Here is a 14,891-nt window from a genome sequence, read left to right on the forward strand (position 1 = left end):
CTCCGCTGTAAAATACTTTGATGGTTACATAGTACCCCAATCAGATTTGATAGTAACTGTAAAAAAAAGGGTTATGATCACTCAACGGAGACGGCAGCTATATCTTCCCATTGTCGTAAATCAGCTGCAATACGCACCGGATTAAAGTCATGTCGGGCCAGCACCTCCAGGGAAACCTCCATACTCTGACGATCCGGGTGCAATTCATGAAATGGAACATTTTCATGTTCTTTAATCATGATTTTACGTATTTCCACTTTTTCCTGCTCTAAATAAGTCGAAATTTGATCGAGCAATCCGTGAGAGGACAATCCGTACAGTGTAATAAGATGAGGCTTGCGTCCACGCATATACCGAAGTTCTAATTTGTTGAACACCCATAAATTTAAAAATACGAGCACAGTTGCCGCTATAGAGGGTAAATAGAAGCCTGCTCCGACCCCAAGGCCAATGGCAGCTACGACCCAAATGGAAGCCGCCGTTGTGAGTCCAGTAATGGATTTACCTGTGAACATAATCGTACCTGCGCCCAAAAAGCCTACGCCAGTAATCACCGCCGTAGCCAAACGAGCTGGATCTATACGCACATTAGCTTCTTTAATAAAATCAGCAAAGCCGTAAATGGAGAGTAGCATAATCAGCGCCGATCCAAGACTGACCATAATGTGAGTCCGCAAACCAGCAGCATGATTGGAACGTTCTCGCTCAAAGCCAATGAATCCACCGAGAAGCATGGACAGTAATAGCCGTAAAATGATATGTGAATCATCTATAATCCACGGATTATTCATTCGAGTCTCTCCTCCCGGTTATGTCGTGCTTCCCTGTCCGGGCACGCGGTTTGTGAGTATTATTCCACGTTATGCAAATGGTAGGTGGTTAATTCCACGCCTGGGGCCACTTCTGCCGCGGAAACGGGGCGAAAACCATGTTTTCGATAAAGCGTCACCGCAGGAGTGTTTAAAGTTCCAGTGGTGACGATAAACAGGGGGACATTCCGATATTCATTCAAAACATGCTTCATTAAGGAGTCCGCAATCCCTTTGCGAAAATGATCTGGATGAACCATCATACGTGTAAGGGTAAGCGAGCCAGATGACTCAGACTGCACAGCTAGTGCTCCTAGCAGTTCATCATCCTCCAGCCACCCATAAAAAGACTCCCCGCAGCTTCTCAGCGTCTCCAATGTATCCATCAGTGGAGGAATCTCATCAAATCCAATCAGTTCAGCTTCCAGTCTATAAGCGACATGCTGAAGACGCCATATCTGACTGACAATATTATCATCTTCCAATGAACATAGGGTAACCATGCTGTTTGCCCTCCTAAGGAAACTCATCATATGTCATCACGCTTCTAATACGTGTTTGATGCCCCATTCGTGTCTTTGCACCTATGCAAAAGGGGCCTGTCCCTAAAAGACAAGCCCCTGTCATAACTATGCCATTAACGGTTCAACACTTCTGTCAGCAACTTATTAGCGAGGCCAGGGTTAGCTTTGCCCTTGCTCTCCTTCATCACTTGACCGACCAAGAAGCCGATGGCCTTTTGCTTGCCAGCTTTGTAATCCTCGACCGATTGCGGGTTGGCTGCTACAACTTGTTCGACAATTGTCAGAATTGCACCTTCATCACTGATTTGCACAAGCCCTTTTTCTTCAACAATTTGCTGTGGCAGTTTATCACTTTCCAGCATTTCCTTGAAGACCGTTTTGGCAATTTTACTATTGATCGTACCCTTCTCCAGTAGTCCGATCATTTCACCCAAGCCCCGACCTGTCAATTTAACCTGCGACAATTCTACATTGGCACTGTTCAAATAGCCGAGTAAATCCCCCATAATCCAGTTGGATACGGCTTTGGCATCCTTGGTGTACTGAAGACTATCCTCGAACAAATCAGCCAATGGCTTGGAGGACGTAATTACCTGTGCATCATACTCAGGTAATCCATATTCCGAAGTGTAACGTGCTTTACGCTGGTCGGGTAATTCAGGAATCGAAGCACGGATACGCTCTTTCCACTCCTCATCAATATGCAGTGTAACGAGATCCGGGTCCGGGAAATAACGATAGTCGTGCGCCTGTTCCTTGCCACGCATGGACAGTGTTTTACCCTGTGCCTCATCCCAGCGACGTGTTTCCTGTACGATCGTTCCACCTTCGTCCAGCGTCTGTTCTTGCCGGAACTGCTCATATTCCAGTCCGCGCTGTACGCCACGGAAGGAGTTCATGTTTTTCAGTTCCGCTTTGGTTCCCAGCTCTTTTTGTCCATGCGGACGAAGACTGATATTCGCATCGCAACGAAGCGAGCCTTCCTCCATCTTCACATCGGATACGTCACAATACTGCATAATGGCACGTATTTTTTCCAGATAAGCCTTGGCTTCTTCCGGCGAAGATATATCCGGTTCCGAAACGATTTCAACCAACGGTGTGCCGACCCGGTTAAAATCAACCAAAGACGCATAGCCACCATCAACGTGGGTTAATTTCCCCGCGTCCTCTTCCAGATGCAACCGGGTAATGCCGATACGCTTGGTTTCACCGTTCACTTCAATATCAATCCAGCCATGCTCACCGATCGGTTGGTCATATTGCGAAATTTGGTAAGCCTTCGGTGAATCGGGGTAGAAATAGTTTTTGCGGTCAAATTTGCTGATATCAGCGATGGTGCAATTGAGCGCCATTGCCGCTTTCATAGCATAATCAACGGCTTGACGGTTCAATACCGGCAATACCCCCGGATGTCCTAGACAGACCGGACATGTATGGGAGTTTGGCGGTGCTCCGAAGGATGTCGAGCATCCACAAAATATTTTGGACTTCGTATGCAATTCCACATGGACTTCAAGTCCAATGACCGTCTCATACTTAGATGTAGTTGTAGACATGAATAGGTTCCCTCCTTTTTGGCAAATTACAGCTGCGGACGCTGCTTGTGAAATTCAGTATTTTGTTCGAATGCATGCGCTACGCGCAGTACAGAAGACTCGTCAAAGGCTTTCCCGATAATTTGTAGTCCGACTGGCATTCCATCTGCAAGACCACAAGGAATACTGATCGCCGGCACGCCAGCCAAACTCACTGGAATCGTCAAAATATCGTTCAAATACATTGTCAATGGGTCGTCTACTTGGGAACCGATTTTGAACGCGGTAGTCGGTGCAGTAGGCCCGATAATCACATCATATTGTTCAAATACACGATCAAAATCCTGTTTGATCAGTGTGCGCACTTTTTGAGCTTTCAAATAATAAGCATCGTAGTACCCGGAGCTGAGTGCATAGGTACCGAGCATAATCCGACGCTTCACCTCAGGACCAAACCCTTGCGTACGGGACTGATGGTACAGATCGAGCAGGTTATCCGGATTGTCAGCGCGTACACCATAGCGCACGCCGTCAAAGCGGGCCAGATTGGACGATGCTTCAGATGAAGCCAGTAGGTAGTACGTTGCAACTGCATATTCCGTGTGCGGAAGAGATACCTCTTCCCATACAGCGCCCAATCCTTCCAGTGTTTTCAGTGCATCAAGCACCTTTTCCTTGACCTGTGGATCTACGCCTTCACCAAGATACTCTTTAGGCACAGCGATACGAAGTCCCTTCACATCTCCGGTTAAAGCGTTCAAATAATCAGGAATGTCTACCTTCGCAGAAGTGGAGTCCTTCTGGTCATAACCTGCAATGGCTTGCAGGACATAGGCTGAATCCTGAACATTTTTTGTAATCGGACCGATTTGGTCTAAAGACGAAGCAAAAGCCACCAGTCCAAAACGGGATACCAGACCATAGGTTGGTTTTAAGCCAACTACGCCGCAATAAGAAGCGGGCTGGCGAATGGAGCCACCTGTATCGGAACCGAGCGTGAAATAAGCTTCACCTGCCGCAACAGCTGCAGCCGAGCCGCCACTGGAACCGCCGGGAACACGTTCTAAATCCCAAGGATTACGTGCAGGGAAAAAGCTGGAGTTCTCGTTCGAACCACCCATGGCGAATTCGTCCATGTTCATTTTACCCAGTGTTACCGTTTGTGCTGCGCGTAACTTACCGACAACTGTGGCATCGTACACGGGATCAAAATTTTTCAAAAACTGACTGCCACATGTTGTGCGCAGCCCTTCCGTCACGATATTATCCTTAATACCGACCGGCAGACCAAACAACAACCCTCGTTCCTCTCCCGAAACCAGCTGATCATCCAGCTGACGTGCGGATGCCCGAGCCCGTTCCTCGTCGACAGTAATATAGGCCCTGATCTTCTCTTCCCGCGCATCAATTGTCTCCAGAGCGTGCCCCACTAGATCACTCACGGAAATTTCCTTTTGATGCAGCTTATTATGTATTTCCGGCAATGTGTTATTAAACAAGCTCAATTTGCATCCTCCTTTCAAATGTGAAATCTATTCCAGAACAGCAGGAACTTTAAACTGTCCATCTTCTTCTTCAGGTGCATTACGCATCACTTGCTCATGCGTCAAACTTTCGCGAACTTCGTCGTCTCGCATGACATTGCTGACGTGCAGCACATGAGTGGTCGGTTTTACCTGCTCCGTATCCAGCTCATTCAGCTTCTCCGCATAATGGAGAATGGCGTTTAATTGCCCTGTCATGGTTTCTTCCTCAGTCTCGGTCAAATTCAATCGGGACAGCCTGGCTACGTGACGGACATCTTCCTTGGAAATGTTCATTCTAAACCCTCCTCATGTATATATAAAAATCCAATAAGCGACTGGAATCGGATTTTGCAAAATCCTGGTATCAAAAATGTTACACCGAACTTTGAAATAACGTTTTTAATTATAGGATAGAACCCTATACAATTCAATCTTTGACGCGGTACAGAAGCAGACTGTACATCAATGAGGTAAATGTTACTAAAAGAATATAAAAAAAGCACCTCTCGGTGCTCTTTCAAGAAAACTATAGCAGCTGAAATCGTGCCCATTATATATTGTTAAAAAGAGTCGGCAACAGCCGGTCCTATATCCAAGCACGCAAATTAACTTGTTTAATAAAATCAGCCTGTGACAACAATTCTGCCGCGGTTTCTTCTTCCTCAGTCTCTACTGAATCATGACCACCGTTCATCACATGTCTGAACAGCTTCTCATTATGAGTAGCAAGGGCGTAATCTATCAGCGCTTCACGCTCAATCCGCTCGGCTTCCAGCTTGAGAATACTTTCTTCCAGCTCAATGTCCCCGGATGGTACGAAAAAATTGCGATTTACCTTCGGTACGCGAATGACATAGTCAAAAGCATTGTCCGCATTACGGTCGTAAGCAATGATATAACCATGTTCGCCCACAGGAAGATTCTGCTCAAAAGCATCCGCGACGATCATAATTCTAGCTCCTAAATGATGCATCGTTAGCCCCCCCGTTTGTCTGAACTTATCTGCTAAGTCTACTAAAAAAAAGGTAGCTTGTCTATATCATCTATGTATCTTCATAATCGACCGTCTCCACGTCCAAATCTATGCTCATTAAGCCGTATATGCCAGTTTTGCGTAGGGGTTCCGCCCTGCCGTTTCACCTTTTTCCAAGTTATGATCTTCGGTTCGGAACCTACCACAACATCTTCAATATCTACTATTTTGGGAAGACGGAAACTACCTTCTTTCTCACGGTGTACCTCATATATATGTTTTCTTTTCATTCTTGCTCCCCCTTGTGATCTGACGGCTTCATGCCTCTTTATCCTCTTAATGGGCAAAAAAAGAACGCAAACCGGGATTCATCCACAGCTTGCGTGCTTCGCGAGTTTAGTATGTAACTTCAATAAATTTATGTTAACAAAAATAAAAACCTTTGTCTATACATAATTTATATTTTGTTGTCGAATTGAGGCAAAACCTGTCACTTCTTTGATTTTGCCTCAATTAATTAACGTTTATCAAATTTACCGGATATACGGATTGTTGGCTTTCTCATAACCAATGGATGTTTTGGGTCCGTGACCACAATAGACCGTAACGTCATCTCCAAGCGGAAACAATTTATTCTGAATGGAATCGTACAAATCCCGTTCCCGCCCCCCCGGCAGGTCGGTACGTCCGACACCCTGACGGAATAGCACATCCCCGGAGAAAAGATCTTTGCCACACAAGAAGCTAACACTTCCGGGTGAATGCCCCGGTGTATGGAACACCTTGAACGTGTGCCCGATTAGATTTAATTGCTGACCTTCCGCCAAATCATATTCGGCAGGTCCTGTCGAGATCGGTGGAGAAGCCTCTGGCCACATCAGGGAGCCATTCAGCTTAGGAGATGTGAGCCAGTCTTGCTCCAAGGCGTGCAGATACACCGGGCATCCTTTCGCATTGCGAATCTCCTCCACTCCTCCAATATGGTCAAAATGGGCATGGGTCAGCAGGATAGCTTCAATGGTCAGGGATTCAATCGCTCTCAGCAAAGGTCCCGGATTCATTCCTGGATCAATAATAACGGCGCGCTGTGGATCATCCCCTTGAAGCAAATAAGCATTCGTTTGAAGTGGACCCAGATTAAAGCTGCGAATGGATAAGGTCATAAGTTAAAATCCCGAGATCAGCTCGCGTAATTCCTGAACAATCACAGGATGAACCTCGGTTCCCTCCCCATATTTTGCAGCCATTTCTTTGCGAGCAACTGCGATTTTTTCTTGATAGTCATCGGCTTCCCGATCTGGATTTTCACGTTTGAATTCGATCATAATTTGTTGGACATGTGCAGGACGTGGTCCCCAGTGACCCAGTACGTGGCCCCCAGTATCCGCAAAAATCACAATCGGCACAGCACGTCCGCCCATCGTCAGGAAGTCGTCCATCAGCGCCTGATGATTTTCCAGAATCAATACTTCGGTTGGGATACCGCTATTCTCCAGCGCACGGAACACAACTGGCACATTGCGTACGACATCCCCACACCAGTCGGCAGCCAATATAAGCACACGCAGATCATCACGATGGTTCAGGCTTTCAAAAAACTCCCGATCCTCTTCGCTGCTCCACACAAACTGATCGTATCCGGAGCGGAAGGCTTCTTTGTTCTTTTCCATGCCCTCCATAAATTGTTCAGGACTCAGGCCCTTGCCGAAATATTGCGATACGTTAGTACGGCTCATGTTATACACTTCCTTTTTTGTTTTTGGCTACAATCCATTTGATGACAAAATAAATGATCAAGAGCGCAAGAGCAACTAGCAAAATGGGTTTGATGTAAGGTGCTGCCACTTCGTCAATTTGCTCCCACTTGTCTCCCAGCAGCATACCTAAATATATAAACAAAACAGACCAAGGTATAATCGCTAGCGTCGTCAAAATAATAAAGCGCCATACGTTCATTCGAGCCAACCCGGCAGGGATTGAGATCGCGTGACGAACAACAGGGATGAAGCGAGCTGTAAAAATGACCCCCGTGCCATATTTATTGAACCAGGCTTCAGCGTGGTCAACATGGCTTTTTTTGATGAGTATGTATTTCCCATACTTATCTAATACGGGTCTGCCACCATAGCGTCCAATCCAGTAAATGAACAGTTGGGCCAGCACCCCGCCAATCGTTCCGAACACGACTGCGCCAAAAAAATTAATATGACCTGAGGATACTAAAAAGCCGCCGTAAGCGAGGACAATTTCACTTGGAATGACCTCCACCATCAAGCCTAGCATAATACCAAAATACCCAAGACTACGAATGATTTCAAACAAATAATTAATGATACTAGATATATGGTCCATTTTTTCTTCCCACTCCCTGCCTGTTTCTCTATTTTCATTAGTGTATCACAGCGGCAGAACAAGTCGCCACTTCGCTCCATTAGGGCGGTCAGTGACCCCAGCTCCTCTGCCCGCATAAGTTGAGAGAGAGAGGAGGGGGTACAATATGCCTCCCGGCAAATTCCCCAAACATGACAATCCACAATCCCGTTTACCCACGGCTCGCGGGATCCGCCGCGCATGCTGCAAAGAGCTGTACCGAACCTGCAAACGTCTGCCTGTTCACATTGCTCCTGATCTGGTCAAGCAGGGCGAGGAGCTATACTGCCGCAAGGTCGTCGGACACCTCATCTGGATTGCGGAAAACCATAGCAATCGCAAACTACTGTGCGACTGGTGGGACGAAGATGTCAGCGAGGAGCTCGCGGCATTGTGGAAGGTGGATCGCGATGTCTTGTGCACCGCTTTTAGAAGTGCCTATGGCGGGTAGAGGTTTGCGTATAGCAACCATGAACTGTAATTTACAAAAAAGTGGAGCCACCCCGCAGTGGCTCCACTTTTACTATATTCTTAGCTATGTGTCTGTTTCTGCCCCGCTCCTTCGGGAAGCAAATCCGCACAAGCACGTTCCAAATAAGGATCAGCATGTATAAAATCCCGAAATGCTGTGTACTCACGCCACAGAACGGATCGTTCTCCCGCTTGGCCTTTGACAGCACGAATCAGAATATTTTTAGGTGTGTGCTCCATGTCGATAAATTCCAAGAGCTGTGTCCGATACCCCATCATATCCAGCAGCTTGGCCCGGATTCCATCCGTTGCCAGTGCAGAAAAACGCTCCTTTAAAATGCCATGGGAGAGCAAAGGCTCCAAGACCGGGTTTTCCAGTTGGCTAAACAGCTCATGCTGGCAGCACGGAACTGATAAAATGACAGACGCTCCCCAGCGGACAGCCTTTTCCAGCGCTGCATCTGTTGCTGTATCGCATGCATGCAAGGTAACGACCATATCCACCTGCTCCAATTCATTGTAGTCTGCGATATCTCCGACCAGAAACTCCAACTGTCGATATTGCAGCTTTTGCGCCAGAACATTACAGGTTTCAATAACATCTGCCTTTAAGTCCAAACCGACAATCTGCAAAGGTCGTTTTTGCTGTACCGCCAAATAGTGATACAAGGCAAAGGTCAAATAAGACTTGCCACAGCCAAAATCCACAATCGTCAATGGACGGCCTACCGGAAGGCTGGGCAATACATCCTGCACCATTTCGAGAAAACGGTTGATTTGACGGAATTTATCGTATTTGCGGGCCAGTACCTTACCGTCCTCATTCATAATCCCCAGCTCAATCAGGAAAGGAATACGTTCTCCTTCCTCAAGCACATATTGCTTTTTACGATTATGAGACAAATCGGCTTTACTTTTGCTCGGTGACTTTGTCAGAATGGATACTTTATATTTTTTACTGATCAGCACCTGATAGTCTGCATCCTTGGCACATAGAAGTCCTTGGCGGAATGTGTCCTCAAACAAGGCAGTCATGCGCTCATTAGCTTCATCAGGGGTCAGATTTTCATGAATGACTTTGTTGCTGTAATGAAAGGCAAACTGGTAATGCAGTTTGTTTTTCAATTCCACAGGTTTGATTTGCACTTTAGTAAAAGAAGCATCCTCACGTTTGCGCAGCTGACTCAGCGTTGCTGTTATGAGGGAGCCTCCCGTGGTCAATTGGTATACAAGTTCGCGCAGTGAATCCAAAAGGTACATCTCACTTTCTTTCATGTAATTGGGTGATCTCGGACAAACCCTCGATGATTTCCCGGCGTGAAATTCCACCCCGCTCTAGCTCTGCATCGGTCTTATCCAGTAACTGACTGTAAAATGCCTCTGCTTCCGATCCCAGCTCTGGCTGCTCCCATGCCAATCCAAACCAGACATCGGCGGCCTGGTCCAGTCTGTTTTCCCGCTCATAATGAACAGCCAGTAGCTTGCTGGTTTCAGGAGAAAGCTCATATTCATGAACCAGTTGTACGATACACGCTATTCGTTCAGGCAGGACCTGTAGATCACGATTTGCGCCATTCAGATCGCTGTACAAATATAAATGAAGAGATTTCATTAAAATTCGTATGCCCTCGTCTATTCTGCTGGTCTCCATGTATATAACAGCTTCTTCTTCCAGAATGCGAGCCACTTGCTGAAGCTCATCCGCTTCCATCCCAGGGCCCATTCGGAAAAGCTCAATAATTTGTTCTGGCGGCAATCGTCTGAGCAAATCTGAACGAAGGCGAAACTGCTTGTTGAGTAGGTCATCTAGCTGTTTTAGCGCTTCGACGTGTTTATTTTCACGCCTCAGACCGAGCACTGATGCTACTGCTGATGTCAATTCTTCCATCATACTAAGCAAATAATCTTTTCTAAGCAAGCCGTTCCCTTCCTTTCATCCTGATGCCTAGAGAACCAGCAACCCTGTCCCTTCTGATTGTAAGACATCCTTGTCTAAAAGCCAAATGCCGCCATCATGGCGTAATTCTATTTAGTACAATTACAAATCATTTATAGCATCAATGATCCGGCACTCAGAAAATCACGTATGACACGTAACATTTGGGTAGTACAATGTTTTGTAGCCGGTCATGTAATCAACTTCAAATACAAGTATTCGAAAATTTAATATTGATTCTCCGTTAGTCTCATGTTATTTTTGTTTCATAAGAAACAAAAATAATCGTTGTAATGCATTAAATCACAAAATAAAATATAATATTTATTTTCTTAAGAAACAATTGTGCATTAATTACAGGAAGGATGTTGAAGTATGGGAAAACAATTTAGTTCGATACTACCGGAATATAAGGAGTTCATACAGCGACAGCATATTTTCTTTGTAGGATCAGCACCTGTATCTGAGACGGGGCATGTGAATATTTCCCCCAAGGGATATAATTCTTTTCGTATATTGTCAGATCATAAGGTAGCCTATCTCGACTTGTCGGGAAGTGGCAACGAGACAAGCGCACACATTATAGAGAACGGACGGGTAACCATCATGTTCTGTGCATTTGAAGGCGAGCCCTGTGTATTAAGGCTCTTTGGTACTGGCACAGTCGTGCTGCCCAACACAAAGCGTTGGAATGAGCTGTATCCTCTCTTCAATCCACTGCCTGGAGCAAGACAAATCATTGTTCTAGATGTTCATATGGTGCAACATTCATGTGGTTTTGCAGTTCCCTTCATGACTTACACGAGCGAACGGGAAAAGCTGAAGGACGTAGCGATTCAGATGGGCGAAGAAGCACTTAAAAAGTATGCATACGAAAAAAATTTAGAAAGTATTGACGGTTTGCCGACAGCGTTTGCCTTGAACAAAAACAATATGACTTAGGCATTTTACACATCAACCGATATGAAGCAACAAGTCAGCAAAAAACCGGATCTCTTCTGTTACCACATCAGAAGGTTCCGGTTTTTAGACTTACCCTACTCTACTTTTTCAAGTTCTGGTCCAAAAATGACAAGATGGCATTCGCTAATAACTGTGGTGCTTCGAACAAGCTCATATGTCCAGACTGCGGTAGGGTAACCTGAGTTACTCCGGCCCGATCTGTTGTAAACGTCCGGGCTGGAGGAACCGCCTGATCCTGCTCGCCTGCTACTAAAAGAGCTGGCAATGCAGAAGCCGACAGCACATCCCGACGGTCCGGGCGCTCGCGCATAGCCAGTGATGCTCCTACGACTCCTTGTGGAGGTGTTTTGTAACCAATTTCTTTGACTTTGAGTAGTTGGTTTGGCATCGACTCCACATGTTCAGGAGCAAACAACCCCGGTACGAGCCCATCTACAAAGGTTGTAATTCCTTCCGTTTGAATGGTGGATACAGCCTTGTTCCGCTTTTCTTTACCTTCGTCCGTATCTGCATAAGCCGTCGAATGAATCAATCCAAAGGCCGTAAGACGCTCTGCATGTCTCTGGGCTGCGGAAAGGGCTAAGTAGCCTCCTAGGGAGTGACCAAACCATGCAGCCTGAGGAATGTCCAATTGTTCCTGAAGTTTAAGCACATCGCCTGCCATTTGATCAATCGTATAGGCTCCGAGTGGAGCATCGCTGCGTCCGTGTCCACGCAAGTCTGGAACAATACAACGATAGCTTGGGGATAGCAAGGGAACAACCTCATCCCAATAGGAGGAGCTTCCGCAAAATCCGTGCAACAGAATGATCGGATCTCCTTTTCCTTGTTCGGCATAGCAGATCGTCGTTCCTTCGCATAATACCTTTTCCATGTGGAACCCTTCCTTCTCTGTATATAATCTATTGGTTCTGAATATATTAGTGAGTAGAACATGCTGATGTATATTATTAAGCAGACCATCAATATCTGAAACGGTAGCCCGCTGGAAAATCTTGCGAAGCTGTTTTTAAACCAAATTCACAAGCCGCTGCATCTGCAATATATGCGGCCATTGTCATAACCAGGTGAAGCGACGTCATCTGGAGTGTCCAGTACGGTTTGGGACTGCGCTCATTCACAATCGCTGCAACGCTATAATGCCCAACGGACGGCAGAGACAGCCCGACCGATCGCGCAGGGGTTAGCGGTTCACGGGCAACAAGGAACATTCCGGTTGAGCCATGCTGTCCAAGACAAGCATCTATGGCGATCACATGATGATCTTGGGGAATACGCTCCAAGTATGAAACCAGATGATCCGCATCGCAAGGCTCCGTCATTGTGCCAATCACATGCGGAAAGCCTTGCTCCTTGAGCATGGTGCCTACCAGAGGCCCGAGTGAGTCACCCGACGAGCGATCTGTACCGATACATACAAAAGTCAACTTATCTATAGCATGCTGATGTTGAATTTCTCGAAAAAACGGTGCGAGTCCGTCGCGATCTGTTTTCTCTACATTAGATTCTACGGGCGAGCGACCAGATGTGGAAGCTCGATTATACAAAGACAACTTTGTCCATCCTCCTTCATTCAGTTATATATCGGTAATCTGGCTATCAGTACATTCTACAACAAAAACATGATACAATACAGGCAACTTCCCCTGTTATGAAAGGATGGAACATTAACGATGGATTTGTCTGTACCGTCTCATGCCAATATTGAGTATATGATTGAGGGCATTAAAACCAAGCTTCGTATGGCGAGTGGTGCTGCTATGCAGGCTTCCGCTTTCTCGCTAGAGCAATACGAGGACATCCATGATGTCTACGATATGGTGATCAGCAAGCCTAACCTCAGCATTTCAGAGGTTGAAGCCATTGTCTCCGAACTGGGTAGATTGCGTAAGTCCTCGTAAATCAGCTTGTAGGACAGACAGCTTGGCTATTTTAAGTGTGTCACCACAAATAAAGCTCGTATCTCCGGTCGTCTTAACAGACGCGCAAGGGATACGAGCTTTATTTTTTTGATGCATATACGTATTTTCATCCACTTCTTCCTTTACCTATAGAAGCTTCAAGGCAAATCTACTAATACCAGTTCAGATACTTCCTCATTCCCTGTAGCTAGTATCTTTAATGTACAGTTATTCTGAATTCGCGCGGCATCGCCAGGTTTTAACTGAAATTCCCCATCCTGACACGTAACTTCAACATGACCGCTAATGATATAAATGTGAGTGCGGCGCTCCTCTTGCTGCGGATACTCAAGCTGCTGTCCCTTTTCCAATCTGCTCAGATACAGATTTATATCCTGTGCAATCGATAGGGCTCCCTCCACCTCTGAACCAGACACTACGGGCTGAAGTCGATTTAGGCGTTCACTGTGCTTGAATCTCTGTACCTGATAAGAAGGCTGAAGGCCAGGACTCTCGGGTAGAAACCACATTTGCAAAAAACGAACCGGTTTTTCATCCCCAGGATTTCGCTCCTCATGTTCAATCCCAGTGCCTGCACTCATAACCTGAATCGAGCCGCTTTTCAGATCCTGTTCGTGACCCAAGCTGTCGCTATGATGCAGAAGGCCTTCAATTACATAGGTGACGATTTCCAAATCATGATGCGGATGTCTTTTGAACCCTTGCTGCGGTTTAAGCTCATTATCATTATGGGCTAGCATACATCCAAAATGGGCATTGCTCGGATCTTCATAATCTGCAAACGAAAAGCTAAACTCACTATGAATCCATCCCTTATTTGAGGTATGTCTCTCTGCTGATGTCACTATTTTAATCATCCTTAACACCTCCATGGATTTCAGTTCCGTAAAGCAGCCCTTACTTCGTGATTCCTAATCCACTTCCGGCCCTGGCATTGACAAACGCTGTAATACGATCCCTTTACCCCGCACTTATATGCGTCAATCAGCCTATTGTCTCTGTCAGGTTTTGCTCTCCCGTTCATTATTCGTTAAGTTAATAGTACACAAAATGAATCTATCACAGCCATAAGGAGGCGATTTACTACATATGCTATCCCAAGAACCTCAACGATTCCGATTCTTACCAAGCTATTTGCGTCGCAGTCTATCCGCATCTATGATCATGATCGCTGTCTTACTTCTCATTGCCTATTCAGTAAGATGGATTGGCACAGCTCCTTTTCTATATTGGGATGAGCGCATTCAGGATATTGTCTTTCCGAACACGGCTGCTGCTCATTACCGACTACTCCCCGTCGCTATATTCATTACATCGTTAGGCTCATTCCGCATATCATTACTGATAGCAATCGGTACCGCAATCTTGTGCTGGGTCTATCTCCGCTCAAAAGCGTATTCCTTTGCCATCCTAAGCAGCTTTACGGCGATGTGGGTGCTAAATACGATCATAAAAGAATTTTTACAACGGGACCGCCCGTCTCTTCAACATTTGGTTGAAGCAGGAGGTTACAGTTTTCCCAGCGGTCATGCGATGATTTCCATGGGATTTTACGGAATGATATTTGCCATTTGGGCTATAGAACGAAAGGTTCATAAGCGTACATTCTTCCTTCCGTGTGTTCTTGGTGCATTGTTCGTTCTCTTGATTGGCCTCAGCCGTGTATATTTAGGAGTTCATTTTCCTACCGACATTGTAGGTGGCTATATTGCAGGTATGATCTGGCTGATATTTACCGTTCCCGTGGTCTATTGGCGAGCGCGTCTGTGGGGTTCCTCCCCTTCCTCTCTCCCCCGCCCATAAAGCGCTCTAAGATGGTTTTTTGTTTCACTCAGGGTCACAACGTTTATATACGAAGT

General features: G+C 46.0%; 19 protein-coding genes. 4 read left to right on the forward strand and 15 right to left on the reverse strand.

Annotated features, from left to right (window positions below; genetic code table 11):
- Window positions 1-77: 77 nt before the first annotated feature.
- The 10 genes from ACH59B_RS20945 to ACH59B_RS20990 form a co-directional block, all read right to left on the reverse strand.
- On the reverse strand, window positions 78-791 hold the full coding sequence (locus tag ACH59B_RS20945; RefSeq protein WP_016820257.1) for an MgtC/SapB family protein: 714 nt from the start codon (window positions 789-791) through the stop codon (window positions 78-80).
- Between the two features lie 59 nt (window positions 792-850).
- Window positions 851-1,312: a GNAT family N-acetyltransferase gene (locus ACH59B_RS20950; RefSeq protein ID WP_017425940.1), complete on the reverse strand. Its 462-nt coding sequence runs from the start codon at window positions 1,310-1,312 to the stop codon at window positions 851-853.
- A gap of 134 nt (window positions 1,313-1,446) precedes the next feature.
- The gene (gene gatB, locus ACH59B_RS20955) at window positions 1,447-2,892 is read right to left on the reverse strand and encodes an Asp-tRNA(Asn)/Glu-tRNA(Gln) amidotransferase subunit GatB (protein ID WP_025365821.1); all 1,446 of its coding nucleotides are present in this window, start codon (window positions 2,890-2,892) and stop codon (window positions 1,447-1,449) included.
- 26 nt (window positions 2,893-2,918) lie between these two features.
- Window positions 2,919-4,376, reverse strand: coding sequence for an Asp-tRNA(Asn)/Glu-tRNA(Gln) amidotransferase subunit GatA (gatA, locus tag ACH59B_RS20960; RefSeq protein WP_039276213.1), 1,458 nt, complete (start codon window positions 4,374-4,376; stop codon window positions 2,919-2,921).
- Between the two features lie 27 nt (window positions 4,377-4,403).
- The gene (gatC, locus tag ACH59B_RS20965) at window positions 4,404-4,691 is read right to left on the reverse strand and encodes an Asp-tRNA(Asn)/Glu-tRNA(Gln) amidotransferase subunit GatC (protein WP_016820261.1); all 288 of its coding nucleotides are present in this window, start codon (window positions 4,689-4,691) and stop codon (window positions 4,404-4,406) included.
- Between the two features lie 292 nt (window positions 4,692-4,983).
- The gene (locus tag ACH59B_RS20970; protein ID WP_016324719.1) at window positions 4,984-5,370 is read right to left on the reverse strand and encodes a hypothetical protein; all 387 of its coding nucleotides are present in this window, start codon (window positions 5,368-5,370) and stop codon (window positions 4,984-4,986) included.
- A gap of 80 nt (window positions 5,371-5,450) precedes the next feature.
- Window positions 5,451-5,660 (reverse strand): hypothetical protein, encoded by a 210-nt coding sequence (locus tag ACH59B_RS20975; protein ID WP_031462226.1) that lies wholly within the window; start codon window positions 5,658-5,660, stop codon window positions 5,451-5,453.
- 243 nt (window positions 5,661-5,903) lie between these two features.
- Complete coding sequence (locus ACH59B_RS20980; RefSeq protein ID WP_016820263.1) at window positions 5,904-6,533, reverse strand: MBL fold metallo-hydrolase; 630 nt, start codon at window positions 6,531-6,533, stop codon at window positions 5,904-5,906.
- A gap of 3 nt (window positions 6,534-6,536) precedes the next feature.
- Window positions 6,537-7,106 carry a thioredoxin family protein gene (locus ACH59B_RS20985; RefSeq protein WP_017425942.1) on the reverse strand — a complete coding sequence of 190 codons (570 nt, stop codon included), beginning with the start codon at window positions 7,104-7,106 and terminating at the stop codon, window positions 6,537-6,539.
- Window position 7,107: 1 nt separating this feature from the next.
- Entirely contained in the window at window positions 7,108-7,722 is a 615-nt protein-coding gene (locus ACH59B_RS20990; RefSeq protein WP_013373027.1) for a DedA family protein, read from the reverse strand.
- Between the two features lie 145 nt (window positions 7,723-7,867).
- On the opposite strand from ACH59B_RS20990, the gene ACH59B_RS20995 reads away from it, so the two are divergent.
- Window positions 7,868-8,191, forward strand: a complete 324-nt coding sequence (locus ACH59B_RS20995; RefSeq protein WP_016820266.1) for a hypothetical protein — start codon at window positions 7,868-7,870, stop codon at window positions 8,189-8,191.
- A gap of 80 nt (window positions 8,192-8,271) precedes the next feature.
- Here ACH59B_RS20995 and ACH59B_RS21000 read toward each other — a convergent pair whose 3' ends face one another.
- Window positions 8,272-9,486: an SAM-dependent methyltransferase gene (locus tag ACH59B_RS21000; protein ID WP_019688593.1), complete on the reverse strand. Its 1,215-nt coding sequence runs from the start codon at window positions 9,484-9,486 to the stop codon at window positions 8,272-8,274.
- Entirely contained in the window at window positions 9,473-10,129 is a 657-nt protein-coding gene (locus tag ACH59B_RS21005) for a DUF6483 family protein (protein ID WP_016820268.1), read from the reverse strand. The genes ACH59B_RS21000 and ACH59B_RS21005 overlap by 14 nt, the downstream gene beginning before the upstream one ends.
- A 393-nt stretch (window positions 10,130-10,522) precedes the next feature.
- Here ACH59B_RS21005 and ACH59B_RS21010 point away from each other — a divergent pair, with 393 nt between their 5' ends.
- Window positions 10,523-11,089 carry a pyridoxamine 5'-phosphate oxidase family protein gene (locus ACH59B_RS21010; protein ID WP_031462227.1) on the forward strand — a complete coding sequence of 189 codons (567 nt, stop codon included), beginning with the start codon at window positions 10,523-10,525 and terminating at the stop codon, window positions 11,087-11,089.
- 100 nt (window positions 11,090-11,189) lie between these two features.
- On the opposite strand, the gene ACH59B_RS21015 is transcribed toward ACH59B_RS21010, so the two are convergent.
- Together ACH59B_RS21015 and yyaC are read right to left on the reverse strand one after the other, a co-directional pair.
- Entirely contained in the window at window positions 11,190-11,984 is a 795-nt protein-coding gene (locus ACH59B_RS21015; RefSeq protein ID WP_404302564.1) for an alpha/beta fold hydrolase, read from the reverse strand.
- An 88-nt stretch (window positions 11,985-12,072) separates the two neighbouring features.
- The gene (gene yyaC / locus ACH59B_RS21020) at window positions 12,073-12,687 is read right to left on the reverse strand and encodes a spore protease YyaC (protein ID WP_225164915.1); all 615 of its coding nucleotides are present in this window, start codon (window positions 12,685-12,687) and stop codon (window positions 12,073-12,075) included.
- Between the two features lie 96 nt (window positions 12,688-12,783).
- Here yyaC and ACH59B_RS21025 point away from each other — a divergent pair, with 96 nt between their 5' ends.
- Window positions 12,784-13,011 (forward strand): DUF1128 domain-containing protein, encoded by a 228-nt coding sequence (locus ACH59B_RS21025; protein WP_013373034.1) that lies wholly within the window; start codon window positions 12,784-12,786, stop codon window positions 13,009-13,011.
- Between the two features lie 158 nt (window positions 13,012-13,169).
- On the opposite strand, the gene ACH59B_RS21030 is transcribed toward ACH59B_RS21025, so the two are convergent.
- The gene (locus ACH59B_RS21030) at window positions 13,170-13,889 is read right to left on the reverse strand and encodes a pirin family protein (RefSeq protein ID WP_016820272.1); all 720 of its coding nucleotides are present in this window, start codon (window positions 13,887-13,889) and stop codon (window positions 13,170-13,172) included.
- 232 nt (window positions 13,890-14,121) lie between these two features.
- Between ACH59B_RS21030 and ACH59B_RS21035 the strand changes: the two genes are divergently transcribed.
- Window positions 14,122-14,835 carry a phosphatase PAP2 family protein gene (locus ACH59B_RS21035; RefSeq protein WP_404302567.1) on the forward strand — a complete coding sequence of 238 codons (714 nt, stop codon included), beginning with the start codon at window positions 14,122-14,124 and terminating at the stop codon, window positions 14,833-14,835.
- The last annotated feature ends 56 nt before the right edge of the window (window positions 14,836-14,891 follow it).

This window comes from Paenibacillus sp. DP01 (assembly GCF_044784315.1).
In the GTDB taxonomy this organism is placed as follows: Bacteria; Bacillota; Bacilli; order Paenibacillales; family Paenibacillaceae; genus Paenibacillus; species Paenibacillus polymyxa.

Excerpts from the sequence above, each read along its gene's own strand:
- ACH59B_RS20985 (WP_017425942.1), bottom strand. The coding sequence starts at position 7,106 with ATGAGCCGTACTAACGTATCGCAATATTTCGGCAAGGGCCTGAGTCCT.
- ACH59B_RS20945 (WP_016820257.1), bottom strand. The coding sequence starts at position 791 with ATGAATAATCCGTGGATTATAGATGATTCACATATCATTTTACGGCTA.
- ACH59B_RS21025 (WP_013373034.1), top strand. The coding sequence starts at position 12,784 with ATGGATTTGTCTGTACCGTCTCATGCCAATATTGAGTATATGATTGAG.
- ACH59B_RS20980 (WP_016820263.1), bottom strand. The coding sequence starts at position 6,533 with ATGACCTTATCCATTCGCAGCTTTAATCTGGGTCCACTTCAAACGAAT.
- ACH59B_RS21030 (WP_016820272.1), bottom strand. The coding sequence starts at position 13,889 with ATGATTAAAATAGTGACATCAGCAGAGAGACATACCTCAAATAAGGGA.
- ACH59B_RS20950 (WP_017425940.1), bottom strand. The coding sequence starts at position 1,312 with ATGGTTACCCTATGTTCATTGGAAGATGATAATATTGTCAGTCAGATA.
- ACH59B_RS21000 (WP_019688593.1), bottom strand. The coding sequence starts at position 9,486 with ATGAAAGAAAGTGAGATGTACCTTTTGGATTCACTGCGCGAACTTGTA.
- ACH59B_RS21010 (WP_031462227.1), top strand. The coding sequence starts at position 10,523 with ATGGGAAAACAATTTAGTTCGATACTACCGGAATATAAGGAGTTCATA.
- gatB (WP_025365821.1), bottom strand. The coding sequence starts at position 2,892 with ATGTCTACAACTACATCTAAGTATGAGACGGTCATTGGACTTGAAGTC.
- ACH59B_RS21015 (WP_404302564.1), bottom strand. The coding sequence starts at position 11,984 with ATGGAAAAGGTATTATGCGAAGGAACGACGATCTGCTATGCCGAACAA.
- ACH59B_RS21035 (WP_404302567.1), top strand. The coding sequence starts at position 14,122 with ATGCTATCCCAAGAACCTCAACGATTCCGATTCTTACCAAGCTATTTG.
- gatC (WP_016820261.1), bottom strand. The coding sequence starts at position 4,691 with ATGAACATTTCCAAGGAAGATGTCCGTCACGTAGCCAGGCTGTCCCGA.
- ACH59B_RS20995 (WP_016820266.1), top strand. The coding sequence starts at position 7,868 with ATGCCTCCCGGCAAATTCCCCAAACATGACAATCCACAATCCCGTTTA.
- ACH59B_RS20990 (WP_013373027.1), bottom strand. The coding sequence starts at position 7,722 with ATGGACCATATATCTAGTATCATTAATTATTTGTTTGAAATCATTCGT.
- ACH59B_RS20975 (WP_031462226.1), bottom strand. The coding sequence starts at position 5,660 with ATGAAAAGAAAACATATATATGAGGTACACCGTGAGAAAGAAGGTAGT.
- ACH59B_RS20970 (WP_016324719.1), bottom strand. The coding sequence starts at position 5,370 with ATGCATCATTTAGGAGCTAGAATTATGATCGTCGCGGATGCTTTTGAG.